14 protein-coding genes and 1 pseudogene are annotated in these 15439 nt (G+C 47.2%); 13 read left to right on the forward strand and 2 right to left on the reverse strand.

Annotation, left to right across the window (positions count from 1 at the left end; genetic code table 11):
- Positions 1-10: 10 nt before the first annotated feature.
- The 10 genes and pseudogenes from tolR (at position 11) to PEB0122_RS03185 (ending at position 11439) form a co-directional block, all read left to right on the forward strand.
- Positions 11-472, forward strand: a complete 462-nt coding sequence (gene tolR, locus PEB0122_RS03145) for a protein TolR (RefSeq protein WP_075869306.1) — start codon at positions 11-13, stop codon at positions 470-472.
- Positions 473-493: 21 nt separating this feature from the next.
- Positions 494-1546, forward strand: coding sequence for a hypothetical protein (locus tag PEB0122_RS03150; protein ID WP_075915449.1), 1053 nt, complete (start codon positions 494-496; stop codon positions 1544-1546).
- Positions 1547-1670: 124 nt separating this feature from the next.
- Entirely contained in the window at positions 1671-1805 is a 135-nt protein-coding gene (locus PEB0122_RS11940) for a hypothetical protein (protein ID WP_263969859.1), read from the forward strand.
- Between the two features lie 232 nt (positions 1806-2037).
- Positions 2038-3279: pseudogene (gene tolB / locus PEB0122_RS03155) on the forward strand (Tol-Pal system beta propeller repeat protein TolB); the annotation flags it as partial.
- A 366-nt stretch (positions 3280-3645) separates the two neighbouring features.
- Positions 3646-4137: a peptidoglycan-associated lipoprotein Pal gene (gene pal, locus PEB0122_RS03160; RefSeq protein WP_075869304.1), complete on the forward strand. Its 492-nt coding sequence runs from the start codon at positions 3646-3648 to the stop codon at positions 4135-4137.
- A 122-nt stretch (positions 4138-4259) separates the two neighbouring features.
- Positions 4260-5315 carry a tol-pal system protein YbgF gene (gene ybgF / locus PEB0122_RS03165; RefSeq protein WP_075915450.1) on the forward strand — a complete coding sequence of 352 codons (1056 nt, stop codon included), beginning with the start codon at positions 4260-4262 and terminating at the stop codon, positions 5313-5315.
- On the forward strand, positions 5306-6655 hold the full coding sequence (gene tilS / locus PEB0122_RS03170; RefSeq protein WP_075915451.1) for a tRNA lysidine(34) synthetase TilS: 1350 nt from the start codon (positions 5306-5308) through the stop codon (positions 6653-6655). Before ybgF ends, tilS begins: the two co-directional genes overlap by 10 nt.
- Before the next feature lie 101 nt (positions 6656-6756).
- Positions 6757-8907 (forward strand): ATP-dependent zinc metalloprotease FtsH, encoded by a 2151-nt coding sequence (gene ftsH, locus PEB0122_RS03175; protein ID WP_075869301.1) that lies wholly within the window; start codon positions 6757-6759, stop codon positions 8905-8907.
- 231 nt (positions 8908-9138) lie between these two features.
- Positions 9139-10491 (forward strand): phosphoglucosamine mutase, encoded by a 1353-nt coding sequence (gene glmM / locus PEB0122_RS03180; protein WP_075915452.1) that lies wholly within the window; start codon positions 9139-9141, stop codon positions 10489-10491.
- Positions 10492-10710: 219 nt separating this feature from the next.
- The gene (locus tag PEB0122_RS03185) at positions 10711-11439 is read left to right on the forward strand and encodes an outer membrane protein (RefSeq protein ID WP_075913899.1); all 729 of its coding nucleotides are present in this window, start codon (positions 10711-10713) and stop codon (positions 11437-11439) included.
- 74 nt (positions 11440-11513) lie between these two features.
- Here the strand turns inward: PEB0122_RS03185 and PEB0122_RS03190 are convergent, their stop codons facing one another.
- Both PEB0122_RS03190 and PEB0122_RS03195 read right to left on the reverse strand, forming a co-directional pair.
- Positions 11514-11951, reverse strand: a complete 438-nt coding sequence (locus PEB0122_RS03190) for a phage holin family protein (protein WP_075869298.1) — start codon at positions 11949-11951, stop codon at positions 11514-11516.
- A 3-nt stretch (positions 11952-11954) separates the two neighbouring features.
- Positions 11955-12266 carry an ElaB/YgaM/YqjD family protein gene (locus PEB0122_RS03195; protein ID WP_075869297.1) on the reverse strand — a complete coding sequence of 104 codons (312 nt, stop codon included), beginning with the start codon at positions 12264-12266 and terminating at the stop codon, positions 11955-11957.
- A 183-nt stretch (positions 12267-12449) separates the two neighbouring features.
- Here PEB0122_RS03195 and PEB0122_RS03200 point away from each other — a divergent pair, with 183 nt between their 5' ends.
- The 3 genes from PEB0122_RS03200 to exbD all read left to right on the forward strand — a co-directional run bounded on the left by PEB0122_RS03200 (position 12450) and on the right by exbD (position 15333).
- Positions 12450-13730, forward strand: a complete 1281-nt coding sequence (locus PEB0122_RS03200; RefSeq protein WP_075915453.1) for a glycerate kinase type-2 family protein — start codon at positions 12450-12452, stop codon at positions 13728-13730.
- Positions 13731-13875: 145 nt separating this feature from the next.
- A complete protein-coding gene (gene exbB, locus PEB0122_RS03205; RefSeq protein ID WP_404801501.1) occupies positions 13876-14895 on the forward strand; it encodes a tonB-system energizer ExbB in 1020 nt (339 codons plus the stop codon).
- A 6-nt stretch (positions 14896-14901) separates the two neighbouring features.
- Positions 14902-15333, forward strand: a complete 432-nt coding sequence (exbD, locus tag PEB0122_RS03210; protein WP_075915455.1) for a TonB system transport protein ExbD — start codon at positions 14902-14904, stop codon at positions 15331-15333.
- Positions 15334-15439 lie beyond the last annotated feature (106 nt).

Here is a 15439-nt window from a genome sequence, read left to right on the forward strand (position 1 = left end):
GAATTCTGAGATGGGTATGGCTGTAGGAAGTTCCGGTGGTTCGAGACGGCGTGGTCGCCGTGGCGGCGCACCGCGTCGTGGCTTGATGAGCGAAATCAACGTTACACCATTTGTCGATGTGATGCTGGTTCTGTTGATTATTTTCATGGTTTCGGCACCATTGCTTGTCAATGGTGTGCCGCTTGATTTGCCAAAGACGCAAGCCGGACCCGTCAATACCGAAACAAAACCTTTGACAGTTTCCATTAACGATCAGGGGCGCCTTGCCGTTAACGAAGAATATTACGATACGCCCGATGAAGTTGTCGCAAAATTGAAAGCTGTGACAGAATCAGGCGGCGACGCTTCCAAGCAACGTATTTTTGTTCGCGGGGCAAAAACAGTAGAATACCAGAAGGTTCTTGACCTTCTCGCAATCATTCAGAAAGCGGGCTTTACCAATGTTGCATTGGCAAGTCTGCCACAACAGTAAAATTGGCGATAGACTGATATTATGAAAGCAGGTCTGGCAACATCGGTAGCGGCACATGCCCTGATTCTTACCTGGGGGCTTATCAGCCTTTCCTCGCCGGCCGATTTTAATGCGGAGGTAACCGAAGCTTTGCCGGTTTCTCTGGTGCCGATTGCCGAAACAACTTCGATACAAAAAGGCGAGTTGACTGCATCCAAAGAGAATAAAGCCGCGCCGAAGCCGACCACAAAACCGGTTGAAAAGCCTGACGCCGAGCATGTCGGTGATGGCAAGGTTGATAATGAAGCACCACTAAAGCCCAAGGAAAAGGATCGCGACGTGGATGCAACACCGCCGCCTTCAGGCACACCCGACGCGGATCCGAATCCTGTTCCCCCTACAAAAACACCGGAAACAAAACCGGATAATACGCCAAAACCTGAAGAAAAACCGAAGGTAGAAGAACAAAAGCCGGAAGAAAGTGCAAAACCGGATCAGGCAGAGCCGAAGCCGGAAGAATCAGCTGATGCGACTGAACCTGCAAGTGAGCCGAAGAAGGATCCTTTCCCGAATCTGCCTGAAAAGGCACCTTTGCCGACAGCAAAACCGAAACCGGCAGAACCAAAGCCTGCTGTAAAAGCCAAAGGTGAAAGTGTCGACGATATTCTGGCAATGAATGAAAAGGCCTTGATTGATAAAACGCGCACATCCGGCGGTGGTGCTGCCCGTTCACAAGGTCCTGCGGGGTTTGGCGCCAAGAAAAATATCGGCAATGGTCAGGATGTTGGACAGACACTCGTTAATGCGGCAACAAGTTGTATCACCAAAAACTTGAAATTGGCGGCTCTTGGCGGTGGAGTTGCCGGAGAAAATCCGGTTGCAGAAGCCAAGTTTAATTTGAGCATCGAGGGTAAAGTTGTCGGTGAACCGATTATTACCGGAATGAGTGGTAACCCCAATAAAGTGGACTTGCTGATCAACCAGACACGTGCGGCCATATTTGCCTGTCAGCCGTTCGAGGATTTGCCACGTGACCAATACGACAAATGGGGTCAGGGATTTGATTTGAAAATCGACCCGTTCAATTCGTTCTGATTGTGTCGACGTATTTTGTGACGGGATTAAAGAAGGTAAAGAACTTTAGGAGAGATGACCGACTTTGCTATTCACCAATGGTGTTGATGAAATAATTTCTTCATGATGGCGGAAGACAGTTTCGATGTTCATGTTGTTTTCGGTTGCACATCCGGTTTCCGGCCTAACAAAATTATCTCATGGCAATGATGATAGTGGCAGAGGACAAGACGTTGCTCGAAAATGGTTTGAAGATATCGGGCAGTTGGTAACAATCTGATGCAAAAAGGCTTGGAACCGGTTTTTCAAAAAAGTCTTGTCATGATTGAAAAGCGGTTCATGCAATTGGAATAAACATCCGGAATTTTTACTATTCCGATACGAAAAAGACGTAACGTGGAATGCTTCAAGGCAACGGAAAGAAAATGGTTTCTTCGATGATTAAGAAAAATAAGCGCCTTTATATTTTTGTTTTTTTGTCAATGGTTTTGCCATTTTTAAGCTGGCATACCGCTTTTGCGCAATTGAAGGGAACTGTCTCGTCAGCCGATTTCAATCCAATCCCCATTGCGGTTACCGATTTTATCGCGGGTGACCAGATGGGGGTGCAAATTTCTTCAGTGGTGACCGCAGATCTTGAACGTTCAGGGCTTTTCAAGCCGATTGACAAATCGTCATTTCTGGAACGTATTTCCAATCCGGATGTACAACCGCGGTTTCCCGATTGGCAACAAATCAACGCACAGGGTCTGGTAACCGGCCGTGTGACAAAAGAAGCAGATGGACGACTGCGCGTAGAATTCCGCTTGTGGGATGTCTATGGTGGCAAACAACTTGAAGGCCGCCAGTTCTATGCAACGCCCCAAACCTGGCGCCGCGTTGCCCATATTATCGCCGATGCCATTTACACAAAGATGACCGGTGAAAAGGGGTATTTCGATACACGCATCGTATTCGTTGATGAAACAGGTGCAGCAAATGCACGTGTCAAACGTCTTGCCATTATGGATCAGGATGGAGCAAACCTCACTTATATCTCGAACGGCCGTGAACTCGTTTTAACACCGCGTTTTTCACCAAGCCGTCAGGAAATTACCTATATGGCTTATGCCGGTAACAATGTCCCGAAGGTTTATTTGCAACAGATTGAAACAGGCCAGCGTGAACTTGTCGGTACTTTCCCGAATATGACTATTGCACCACGTTTTTCACCTGATGGTCAAAAAGTGATTATGAGCCTCTTGCAGGATAATGGCAGTGCCAATCTTTACACCATGGATTTGCGCTCCCGTTCGACAACTCGCCTCACGACAACACCGGCCATTGATACATCGGCTTCCTATTCGCCCGATGGTACGCAGATTGTTTTTGAATCCGATCGCGGAGGAAAACCGCAAATCTATGTTATGAATACCGATGGCAGTAACCAGCACCGTATTTCATTCGGCGATGGTAGCTATTCGACACCAGTGTGGTCACCTCGTGGCGATTATATTGCCTTCACCAAACAGTCGCAGGGGCAGTTTTCAATCGGTGTCATGAAGCCTGACGGGCAGGGTGAACGCTTGTTGACATCGGGCTTTCATAATGAAGGACCGACATGGGCACCGAATGGTCGCGTTATCATGTTCTTCCGGCAAAATCAGGGACAGCAGCCAAAGCTCTATACAATAGATATTACGGGACGCAATGAACGTGCTTTACCAACTCCCAATGGAGCCTCCGATCCGGCCTGGTCGCCGCTTCTTGATTAGCAGGAATACCGCTATCTATCTTAAAAGGGCTTCAAGGTTTTATAATTCGGAGGTTTTCGGCTGATTGACCTTGTTAGCCTGAACAAGAAAAGAAATTGGTTTCAACGCCGCTTTGAAAGTTTTAAAGCGGCGTTTTTATTTAACGGTTTTTCCGTTTAACTTGCTATTGGACTTTTTACTCATTTCGCGCTAAGGAAAATCACATCTGCCGTCTTTCCGCCTCAATCAGCGAGCAACCGGTGGATTTGTATTTTTTATAAAAAGTGATGCGTAAGTATTCATTAACCATGCGTGTTGAGAGCTTTTTAAGCAAATCAAGCTAAAAGCCTTGAAAATCAACCGCTAACTTTTAAGGAGTCTCGGCACATGGGCCGTTTCCAAAAACTTGCTCGCAATCCGCTTGCTATAGCATTTGTCTTATCGCTAACTCTCGCTGGCTGCGCCAAACACGGCCTGAATGATCCCAATGCGCTTGGACTGAACAACGCAAAACCGGGATCAGCGCAGGACTTTACAGTCAACGTTGGTGACCGCGTATTCTTTGATCTTGATTCATCCAGCATTCGTGCCGATGCCCAGCAGACATTGACCCGTCAGGCACAATGGTTGCAGCGTTATCCGCAATACACCATTACTGTTGAAGGTCATGCCGACGAACGTGGTACACGCGAATACAATATCGCACTTGGCCAGCGCCGTGCTGTTGCCGCACGTGATTATTTGATTTCACAGGGTGTTGCCGCCAACCGTATGCGGACCATTTCTTATGGTAAGGAACGTCCGGTTGCAGTTTGCGATGCTCCGCAGTGCTGGAACCAGAACCGTCGTGCTGTTACAGTCCTGAACAACGCACGCTGATTTAAAGTTTTATTCACATTTGAAAACGGCCCTTTAAGAGGGCCGTTTTTTTGTGACAAATTTCCGCCGAAGTTGGCTGCTAACGGTTTTAATGACGCGAACATAAATAAAAGGACAGCACAATGGGTTTTCTTTCTTCCCCCCGTTTATTGACATGTTCGGTAAAACGTCTGGTTATTACAGCAGCTTTTGTACCGGCATTGTCATTTGCCGTACTCTCCCCCTGCTATAGTGCATCTGCCGATCAGGGTGGATCGTCTTTTGCAAACGGGCTTTTTCCATTCGGCAAGAAAAAAACTGTCGAAAGCCAGACAGTGCAGATGTCGCCCCAGCCGGATAGCCGTGTAACCGATCTTCAACAACAGGTGCGTGAACTTACCGGAAAGGTTGAAGAACTGAATTTCATGGTTCTGCAAATGCAGGAACAGTTGCGCCAATTGCAGCAAGGTGGCGGGGCAGCAGCGCCTTCACAGCAACCGGCACAGGAACCGAAAAAACAGTCACAGGCGGTGGAACCGCAATCGCCCGCAAGTGAAACCGGTGCCAAACAGGAAATGCCACGGGCGGCAAGCACAACTCAAAGTGCACCGGCACTTCCGGGTGTGGGAGCAGAAAAAACCGCCGAACAAAAGAATATAAATTCTGAAGAAGCGCCGAAAGATTTGGGGTCGATCGAATTTGACAAAAATGGCAATATCCTTAACGGGAGTGTCAACCAGAATGCGGTAGCAACGGGAGGCCAAGGGCAAGCTGCACAGACTGGCTCGGCTTTGCCAACTGCACCACAAACAACAAGCGCAAAAGAACTTTATGACATTGGTTATAAAAATATTCTATCCGGCGATTATCGTGCTGCGGAAGCAGATTTTCGAGCTTTTCAGGAGCGTTATCCGACCGATCCGCAAATTGCCGATGCAAGTTTCTGGCTTGGTGAATCTCTTTTTGGACAGAAGCGCTATCGCGAAGCGGCACAAGCTTATATTGATGTGCAGCGTAATCACAAAGATTCTCCGCGCGGGCCCGAAAATCTTTTAAAACTTGGAATGAGCATGGCTCATCTTGATGAACAGAAAGTGGCTTGCGCAACCTTTGCCGAAGTGACAAAACGTTACAAAACTGTAGATCCGGCAGTTCTGAAACGTGTCAAGGACGAGCAAAGTCGCAACAAGTGTCAATAATAGATTTCAAAAAACTCTTTCAGCCATCAGATTTCGAAAACTGCAAAATTGTCATTGCCGCTGTTTCAGGTGGCGGGGATTCGACGTCTCTTTTATTTCTTCTGCGCGATTATTTGAAAGAACTGGAAAATCCGCCCGAACTCATCGCTGTCACAGTTGATCACCGTCTGCGTCCCGAATCTGCGGCCGAGGCCGAAGAAGTCGGAAAACTGTGTAAGCGTCTTAACGTGAAACATGAGACCGTTTGCTGGGCAGATGCAAAGCCGCAAACCGCCTTGTCTCATGAAGCTCGGATCGCCCGTTATGGCTTACTCTTTTCTGTTGCCGAGAAAGTCGGGGCAAGCGTTATCATGACCGGCCACACTTTGAATGATCAGGCCGAGACATATGAAATGCGATTGCATCGCGGTAGTCATCGCGGTCTTGCCTGTATGCCGCGTGAATCCCTTCTTATGCGCAAAATACGCTTGATCCGGCCACTTTTGGGAGTGAAGAGACAAACATTACGGGAATATTTGCGCTCGATCAACCAGGATTGGATTGACGATCCGACGAATGAAAACCCTCATTATGAACGGGTGCGCATCCGCAAACGTTTGAAGGATGAAGATGTCGACGCTATTGCAAAAAAAGTCGAAGAGGCGGCAACTTTCAGGCGCGCTCAAAGTAAAGCTGCCGCTCGGCTTATTGATAAACTCGGCATAACAATGCAACATGCCTTATGTACGATAAGCGAAGTGTCGGACGAACAGTTGAATGATCCGCAATTTCCTTTTGTTATGGGTGTTCTTGCGTCAATCATCGGCGGCTCGCAAGTTCTTGCAAGTGATTCACAAGTCGATTTTCTGAAAAACCAGTTCTCGAAGAAACGCACATCTCTTTATCATTTCACGTTGCTTGGAACAGTCATCGAGCTCAACGGTAAAAATATCAGATTGTGGCGTGAGGCAAGAAACCAGACAGCAAGTGTTGCCGGTGCCCATTCTTCAATCATCTGGGATGGTCGCTATCGAATTGATAACCGGTCGGATAATGCTATACGGGTGAATGTTCCTTCACTTTGCGATATAAAAGCGGTGGCTCAAGAACAAAATATCAACAATCGGTCGATCCATTTTCTCTCGCTACAGACAGCGCTAGCGATTTTCAGCCGGTCGGGAATTGATATTCCAGCTCTTACCGGAAAACTTGTTCATGCAGAAAATCTCACCTGTAAAAGATTTATGCGTCCTTTCGGTTGGCTCATCTCGTCGGATGATTATCCGCTTTTTAAAATATTAAGCCGTTTTTTCGAAGTCACCTTGTCGACATCGCAAGAAAATGACCAAAAAGCTGGATGAAACATCATGAAAGCTCATCTTCAGCCTTGGCAAGGCAACTTCAAGCACATATGTTACATTAAAATTATCCAATAGAGCGTAATAGATCGAGTGGACCTAATATGAATCCAAATTATCGTTCCTTCCTGATATGGGGGATCATTGCACTCTTGCTGATTACTTTATTTTCGTTTTTTAACGGCAATAGTCAGCAAGCTGGCGCAGGAGAGATAACGTATTCAGACTTTCTGAAGCGGGTTGATAATAAAGAAATCAAAACCGTTACCATGCAGGGACAACGGTTGACCGCTGTTACAACCGATAACAGAACAGTTCTTTCTTTCGCTCCTAATGATCCCGGTCTTGTCGAACGTCTTGAAAGCAAGAACGTCAATGTCAGGGCGCAACCTGAAAGCACCGGAAACAGCACGTTTATGAATTTGCTTTTCTCGCTTTTGCCGGTTGTCATCCTGATCGGCGTATGGATTTTCTTCATGCGCCAGATGCAAGGCGGATCGCGCGGAGCGATGGGGTTCGGCAAGTCCAAGGCAAAACTGCTGACAGAGGCGCATGGCCGCGTAACATTCAAGGATGTTGCGGGCGTCGATGAAGCCAAACAGGATCTGCAGGAAATTGTCGAATTTCTGCGTGAACCGCAAAAATTCCAGCGTCTTGGTGGTCGTATCCCTAGGGGGGTCCTGCTTGTTGGCCCGCCCGGAACAGGTAAAACATTGCTTGCCCGTTCGGTCGCCGGTGAAGCCAATGTGCCGTTTTTCACAATTTCCGGTTCGGATTTTGTTGAAATGTTTGTCGGCGTTGGTGCAAGCCGTGTTCGCGACATGTTCGAACAGGCAAAAAAGAATGCGCCATGTATCATTTTCATTGATGAAATTGATGCCGTCGGCCGTCATCGCGGTGCCGGTTTTGGCGGTGGCAATGATGAACGCGAACAGACGCTGAACCAACTTCTTGTCGAAATGGACGGGTTCGAGCCGAATGAAAGCATTATTCTCATTGCCGCAACCAACCGTCCTGATGTCCTTGATCCGGCATTGTTGCGTCCGGGGCGTTTTGACCGGCAGGTGGTTGTTCCCAACCCCGATGTTGCAGGGCGCGAGGAAATTCTCAAAGTCCATGTTCGCAATGTGCCTTTGGCGCCGAATGTCGATTTGAAGATTGTGGCGCGCGGTACACCGGGATTTTCCGGTGCCGATTTGATGAATCTTGTCAACGAAGCCGCACTTATGGCAGCGCGGCGTGACAAACGTTTGGTCACCATGCAGGAATTCGAGGATGCCAAAGATAAAGTCATGATGGGAGCGGAACGCCATTCCGCCATGACACCGGCAGAAAAAGAGCTGACAGCTTTTCACGAAGCCGGACACGCCATTATCGCAATCAATATGCCGGCAGCCGATCCGGTGCACAAAGCAACGATTGTCCCGCGTGGTCGTGCACTTGGTATGGTTATGCAATTGCCGGAAGGTGACAAATATTCGATGAGTTACCGCTACATGATTTCGCGTCTGGCAATCATGATGGGTGGTCGTGTCGCCGAAGAATTGAAGTTCGGCAAGGATAACATCACTTCCGGAGCTTCTTCCGACATTGAACAGGCAACAAAGCTTGCCCGTGCGATGGTCACACGCTGGGGCTTTTCCGACGAACTCGGCAAGGTTACCTATGGCGAAAGTCAGGAAGATATGTATCTTCAGGGTGGCGGGCGTAACCAGCAGGTTTCGGAAGAAACAGCAAGGGTTATTGATTCCGAGATACGCCGTCTTATCGACGAAGCCTATCAGACAGCAAAACAAACTTTGACGTCAAAAAAGAAACAATGGGTTGCTCTTGCTGAAGGTTTGCTTGAATACGAGACCCTTACAGGTTCGGAAATTCAGGAAGTCATTAATGGCAAACCGCCTTCACGCGATATGGGCAAGGATTCACCGACACCCCATGTATCAAGTGTTCCGAAAGCCGGAAAAACACCTGAAAAACCCAAAGCCGATCATTCAAAGTCGGTTGTTGTAAGGGCAAAAGCTGTTTCCAATGCGGCCGACAAGGTTGATGAAAAGCGAGAGGCTTCCGACAAGTCCGAAACAGCAAAAACTGCGGTTGAGAAAAAGCCGACAAGGACCAGAAAGACGACGAAAACGTCAAAAACGTCAAAGTCTCTAAAGTCCGAAAAAACGGTAAAAAAAGCTGAAAAGCCATCAAACAAATCGGCTGAAACAGAAACCGACACCGACAATCCGGATGACAAAAAGGCCTGAACTTTATTTTAAAAACTTTGAAGCGGCTTGATAACCTCAAGTCGCTTTTATTTTGTTCAAGCGCTGTTATGTTAACCGTGTCTTGATAATTCCGGCCTTTATAACCTTTGTTTGGTGAAGCAATGATTGGTTTTTTTACTAAAAATTGTTAATCGGAACAAAAGAGACTGGTGTATGAGTGGCTGACAGAATTTTATCGAACTTGGAATTTTGTCGAAAAAGGAAAATATAATGGCGTTTAAATATTTCGGTACCGATGGAATAAGGGGGAAAGCCAATACATTTCCGATGACCGCGGATGTGGCTATGAAAGTCGGTATGGCGGTGGGTATTCTTTTTCGCAGCCAAGGGCGACCGGGAAGAGTGGTGATCGGGAAAGATACACGTCTTTCGGGCTATATGCTGGAAAATGCAATGGTTGCAGGCTTTACAGCAAGTGGCATGGAAGTGTTTCTTCTGGGGCCAATTCCCACACCTGCCGTTGCAATGCTTTGCCGTTCGCTGCGTGCCGATGTTGGCGTTATGATTTCGGCTTCACACAATCCTTTTTTCGATAATGGTATAAAATTATTTGGTCCCGACGGTTTCAAGCTTTCCGACGAAATCGAGTTGAAGATCGAGAAACTTATTGAAACCGATATGACCAACGAACTTGCCGGCCAATCGCAAATCGGTCGGGCAAAACGTGTTGAAGGTGACATTTATCGCTATATCGAATTTGCCAAACGTACGTTGCCGCGCGATGTCCGGCTGGACGGTATGCGGATTGTTGTCGATTGTGCCAATGGTGCGGCCTATAAAGCAGCGCCGCTTGCTTTGTGGGAACTCGGTGCGGAAGTTGTGACACTAAGCGATAAGCCGACAGGTACAAATATCAATGAAGATTGCGGTTCGACTCACCCGATTGCTTTGATGCGTAAAGTTCATGAAGTCAGGGCAGATGCGGGTATCGCACTTGATGGTGATGGCGACCGCGTGGTGATGGTTGATGAAACCGGTGCCATTATCGACGGAGACCAGTTGATGGCAGTCGTTGCCGAACGTTGGCTGGAAAATGGTCTGTTAAGAGGGGGCGGCATCGTTGCAACAGTGATGTCCAATCTCGGACTTGAAAGGTTTCTCGCCAAAAAAGGGTTGACCATGGCAAGGACCAAGGTTGGCGACCGTTACGTTGTCGAATATATGCGCCAGCACGGTTTTAATGTTGGTGGTGAACAATCGGGTCATATCGTGCTATCCGATTACGGCACAACCGGAGATGGTTTGGTGACATCGCTACAAATACTGGGATGTGCGAAAGAATCTCAAAAACCGATGAGCGAGCTTTGCCATCGCTTCGAGCCGGTTCCGCAAGTCTTGAAGAATGTTCGTGTTTCTGAAGGTAAGCCCCTTGAAGAAGCTCATGTCAAAGACGTTATTAAAAACGTCGAAAAGCGTTTGGGGAAAAACGGTCGTCTGGTTATCCGTCCGTCGGGAACCGAGCCGCTCATCCGTGTTATGGCCGAAGGTGATGATGAACGTCTGATCGGTAATGCGGTTGACGAGATTGTTGATGCGCTAAAGAAGGTGAGAGACGCCGCCTGACGGGTTTGTGAAGCGCCGAGAAAACCTTCGACATTTGCGAATTTTGAAAAAGCAGCCTTAAAATGGCTGCTTTTTTTTATGCTTTTTTGAGCCTTCATATGCATTTTATTTATGGAAAATAGATGGTTAAAAATTATGGTTAAGAACGTCTTAACCAATCATGTTTAAAAAGCCTCATGAGAAGATAAAGGCACTTGCGTCTTGTTTTGAGGCTTGAAAATGAAATTTTGCTTTGCGCTTATTGGAGCATTGTCGGTACTTGGTTCAACTCAGGTGCGGGCTGCGGATATCGACCTTGACAAGGTTCCCGAAGTTGCCATTACAGCTGAAACCATTCCCTTCTATGTGAAAGCATATGCCGGCGTAAGTATGGCTGATATCAATAAAGTCGATAAATTCGATTCGGGCGAAGCAAGCAGCAATTATCACTGGAAAAATAAAGGTGATATGGATAACGCCTTTCTTGGCGGGGTCGGTTTGGGTTATCGTCTTAACGATATTGTTCGCGTTGACGGCACAGTCGAATATCGCGCCAAAAATACAACAACTGCACGTGACCGCGATTTTGATACGACAAGAAAATATGAAGGTGATGTGGCCTCAACCGTCTTGATGGCAAATGCTTATGTCGACCTTGTAACTTATCATAATGTCACGCCTTATATCGGGGCAGGCCTTGGGGCAAGTGCCAATCGTGTGAGCAACTTCGAAGTGGATACTTCTAGGCAAAACTATCAAGCAGCATCAAATACCGAATGGGATCTTGCTTTTGCAGTTCATGCTGGCGTCGGTATCAAACTTTCCCGTCGTGTTATTTTCGATATCGGATATAGCTATAGCGATTTGGGCGACGCAAAAACTCAAGATATTTCCGGAAGCGGTTCTCTCAAGCTTGATCATCTGACATCCCACGATGTAAAAGTGGGTATAAGATATGCTTTCAATTAGGTGACCGGAGAATTGGATCAAAAAAACCGGCTGTTGTACAACCGGTTTTTTAAAAATCATTTTCTATTATAATTTTATGATTTCCGGTCTTTATCTTTATTCCGGAACATCAACGCTGCCAATCCGATAAGTGGAACTGCAAGCGCAAGCGTTTTTTTGTTTTTCAATATGGCAGGAACGGCAGCGACAAGAGATGCAGCCACAAGGTTGAAACGCTCGTCATTCATCTGCTCGTCATAGACTTTGCGTCTTTTGGCAGCGATGGAACGCCCGACTAAAAATACAACGAGCGCAACGATGAGCCAGAAGGCAAAAATAATAGTAGCCGATAAGATAGGCGAGACAACCCAACTCAGTGCAATAAATGCTATAACGCAAAGGAATGTCACTGCAAAAAACAGCGACAATCCGATCAGAAAATAGCAAATTGCCTGATTACGCGTCGATTTGACTGCTGTTTTCACGCTGCCATTTGCCAAACCGCCAATAAGCGGCGCGATAAGCCGCAACATATTTTAACGCCGCATCAAGAGAGCAAGAATAAAGCCGACACCGGCTGCTGCAGCGAGGCTTGCAATCGGTTTTTCACGTATACAATTGCACAATTGTCCTTGCACGTCGCCAATCTTTTCTTTCGCCTGCGAGATAGCTTCTTCACCATTTTCTTTGGCCGATGCGTAAAGTTTTTCGGCCTTTCCTTTGGCCGCGGTCATTTTTTCGGAACCCAAGTCATTCAATGAGGAATGGATATTGGAAACCTCTTTCTTCAATTGCTCGAATTGTTCTTGAAGACTTTTTTCGGCTGGTGTCGCATTTTCTTTAGGCATATTGTTTTCTCCTGCTTTTAAGAATGGATGATCGTGCGAGAGTTTTCGGACGATGTACTTTAATTACATAGTTATTGCGTTGGTTTTTTCCACTTTTTTTGCAAACTCGGGCAAGAATAAACTGTAAACGAAAATAAAAATCTGGGAAAAAGAGACGGAGAACTATTTTTCGGGAGGCAATAATTGACAAATACCGACGATCGCAAATTATTGCGCGAACTTTTTGATTGTGCAGTCGCTGCTGCCAATCCAGAATATTTGATGGAAAAATTTTTGCCGAAAAAGCCGAAGGGCAGGACAATTGTTGTCGGGGCCGGAAAAGGCGCGGCCCAAATGGCTTTGGCACTTGAAAAAATATGGGCCAAGGCCGGTTATGGCAAGCTCGAAGGTGCAGTTGTTACCTGCTACGGTTGTGGTGTGGAGCTTGGTTCGATTGAAGTTCTGGAAGCTTCCCACCCTTTGCCGGATGAGAACGGGCTAAAGGCTGCAAAAAAGCTGGTCAAACTTGTTCAAGGATTATCATCCGACGACGTTGTGATTGCTCTTATTTGTGGTGGTGGCTCGGCCCTGCTGCCGCTGCCGCTTGAACCTTTGACGCTTGCCGACGAAATCGGGATCAATGAGGCATTGTTGAAAAGTGGTGCTCCTATCGGTGCAATGAATACCATCAGGAAGCATTTGTCACAAATCAAGGGGGGGCGGCTTGCACTTTATGCTGCGCCCGCCCGCGTCACAAGTTTTATTGTGTCGGATATTCCCGGTGACATTGCCTCGCAAGTTGCTTCAGGACCGACAGTTGCCGATTGGTCAACACGAGAGGACGCACTCAAATTTATAAACCAGTACCATATTGCGTTGCCGCAAAAAGCTATCGAAGTTTTGAATAGCAAGTTTTCTGATGCCCCGACCCCTGATAATCCGGCTTTTGAAAGAAATGCAACCTATATTGTTGCATCGGCTGCGACATCGCTTCAAGCTGCCGCAAATTACGCGCGCAAAGCAGGATTGAATGCCGCTATTCTCTCCGATTCGATAGAAGGTGAAGCAAAAGATATCGCCCTGATGCATGCTGCAATTGCCCGTGAGGTTGCTTTGAAAAACCGGCCTTTCGAAAAACCTGTTGTCCTGCTTTCGGGCGGTGAAACGTCTGTTACAATTAAAGATGACCACGGCAAGGGCGGAAGAAACAGTGAATTTCTGCTGTCATTTGCTATGGCAATAGAAGGCAGACACGAAATTACAGCACTTGCTGCCGATACGGATGGTCGTGACGGGAGCGAATTCAATGCTGGAGCTTTTTGTGATGCTAACACAGTTGTGCGTCTCAAACAGAAAGGCGTTGACCCTGCGATTTTTCTTTCAAAACACGATGCGTGGACCGCATTCAATATTCTTGGCGATCTTCTTGAGACAGGCCCGACAGGAACCAATGTTAATGACTTTCGCGCAATTCTTGTCCGGTAGTTTTGACAAAACGGTTCGAGCTTTACATGAAAATTTTGTTCCGCGAGAAAATATGTTTGATATTTGTTTAAACATGACTTGATTTATCATATTAAATTTTGTTAATTAATCGCCATCGAATTGAAGTTCAGGAACGAGAACGATGATGAGATTTTTTAGAAGCCTCGCAATGACTGTAACATTTCTATGTTTGGTCGGCGGCTACGCATCAGCACAAACTGAAGTGACCGGGACGAATAATGGGCAGCTATTGCAAGCTGGTGACCAGGCCTTGCAAACCGGCGGAAATGTGTCGCAACCCGCGGCAAGGACCGTTCAAACCGGTGAAGATGCTTTGAAAGTAGGCGAACAAGCATTGCAATCGGCAGCTTCGCAGAGTTCGAATGCGGCTCAAGCAACGATCGAAACAGCCAAGCAGGCAGCTGACCACTTTGCAGCCTCCATTCCCCACGACCTCTCGCCCATCGGTATGTTCCTGAACGCAGACTGGGTCGTTAAAGTAGTCATGGTCGGTCTAGCACTCGCCTCGGTTGCGACCTGGGTTATTTTTATTGTCAAACTCATTGAAGTATCGGCTGTTAAAAGACGTGCAAGAAGAGCTATGCAGCAGGTCAATCGTGCGGGAAGTCTTTCCGAACTTGCCTTGGCAGTCAAAAATGACAAAGGCGTCGGCTCACGCTTGGTACAGGCTGCACAAGATGAAGTGGAAGCTTCGCTGGCAGCTGTGGATTCGGCAGGAACCGATGGCTTGAAAGAAAGACTGGGTTCGGTTCTCTCGCGCATTATTTCTGCTTCCGGTCGTCATGTCGCATTCGGAACCGGTGTTTTGGCAACAATCGGCGCCATCGGCCCGTTTGTCGGACTTTTCGGAACTGTATGGGGCATCATGAATTCCTTTATCGGTATTTCCCAAGCGCAAACAACCAATCTTGCTGTTGTGGCTCCGGGTATTGCCGAAGCACTTCTTGCAACGGCTATCGGACTTGTCGCAGCCGTACCTGCCGTCATCATCTATAATGTCTTTGCCCGTTTGATCACCGGCTATCGTCAACAACTCATCGATGTTTCTGCAGGGATTGAACGTCTGGTAAGCCGTGATCTCGACTTCCGTAAGGTCAAGCGTGAAACAGCAGCAAGACCGAATCTGTCGATTGCCGCGGAGTAGGACGAGATGGCGACAAAACTTTCAGATCTTGACAATGATGAACTTGATGTCAGCCATGAAATCAATGTGACACCGTTTATTGATGTTATTCTGGTTTTGCTCATCATTTTCATGGTTGCGGCACCTCTGGCAACAAGCGATATTCCGGTGCAACTGCCGACATCCTCAACACCTGCGCAACCAAAGCCGGATAAACCGGTCTATATAACATTGCAGCAGGACAAATCACTTTATGTGGGTGAAGAAAAAGCGTCACTGGAAAAACTTAAAGAAACGCTTGATCGGCTCACTTCAAACAATCATGAAGAAAAAATCTTCATTCGGGGTGACGCAAGTGTGGAATATAGCGGCATTGTGGCCCTTCTTAACGAATTGCGCGCGGCCGGCTATACAAAAATAGGTCTTGTCGGTTTGGAAAAAGCGCCGGCAGCACAGTAACTACGCTATCAAGAAACATCGCATTGAACGCTCGCACTTGAAGCTTGGATTGGCTTCAAGTGCGTTTTATTTTCGAGTTATCGAAATTGTATACCCGCTTTACAGC

Source organism: Ditibartonella apis, assembly GCF_001952075.1.
Classification (GTDB): Bacteria; Pseudomonadota; Alphaproteobacteria; order Rhizobiales; family Rhizobiaceae; genus Bartonella; species Bartonella apis.

Coding starts and splice junctions, on each gene's coding strand:
- tolR (WP_075869306.1), top strand. CDS start 11: ATGGGTATGGCTGTAGGAAGTTCCGGTGGTTCGAGACGGCGTGGTCGC.
- PEB0122_RS03150 (WP_075915449.1), top strand. CDS start 494: ATGAAAGCAGGTCTGGCAACATCGGTAGCGGCACATGCCCTGATTCTT.
- PEB0122_RS11940 (WP_263969859.1), top strand. CDS start 1,671: ATGTTCATGTTGTTTTCGGTTGCACATCCGGTTTCCGGCCTAACAAAA.
- pal (WP_075869304.1), top strand. CDS start 3,646: ATGGGCCGTTTCCAAAAACTTGCTCGCAATCCGCTTGCTATAGCATTT.
- ybgF (WP_075915450.1), top strand. CDS start 4,260: ATGGGTTTTCTTTCTTCCCCCCGTTTATTGACATGTTCGGTAAAACGT.
- ftsH (WP_075869301.1), top strand. CDS start 6,757: ATGAATCCAAATTATCGTTCCTTCCTGATATGGGGGATCATTGCACTC.
- glmM (WP_075915452.1), top strand. CDS start 9,139: ATGGCGTTTAAATATTTCGGTACCGATGGAATAAGGGGGAAAGCCAAT.
- PEB0122_RS03185 (WP_075913899.1), top strand. CDS start 10,711: ATGAAATTTTGCTTTGCGCTTATTGGAGCATTGTCGGTACTTGGTTCA.
- PEB0122_RS03190 (WP_075869298.1), bottom strand. CDS start 11,951: ATGTTGCGGCTTATCGCGCCGCTTATTGGCGGTTTGGCAAATGGCAGC.
- PEB0122_RS03195 (WP_075869297.1), bottom strand. CDS start 12,266: ATGCCTAAAGAAAATGCGACACCAGCCGAAAAAAGTCTTCAAGAACAA.
- exbB (WP_404801501.1), top strand. CDS start 13,876: ATGAGATTTTTTAGAAGCCTCGCAATGACTGTAACATTTCTATGTTTG.
- exbD (WP_075915455.1), top strand. CDS start 14,902: ATGGCGACAAAACTTTCAGATCTTGACAATGATGAACTTGATGTCAGC.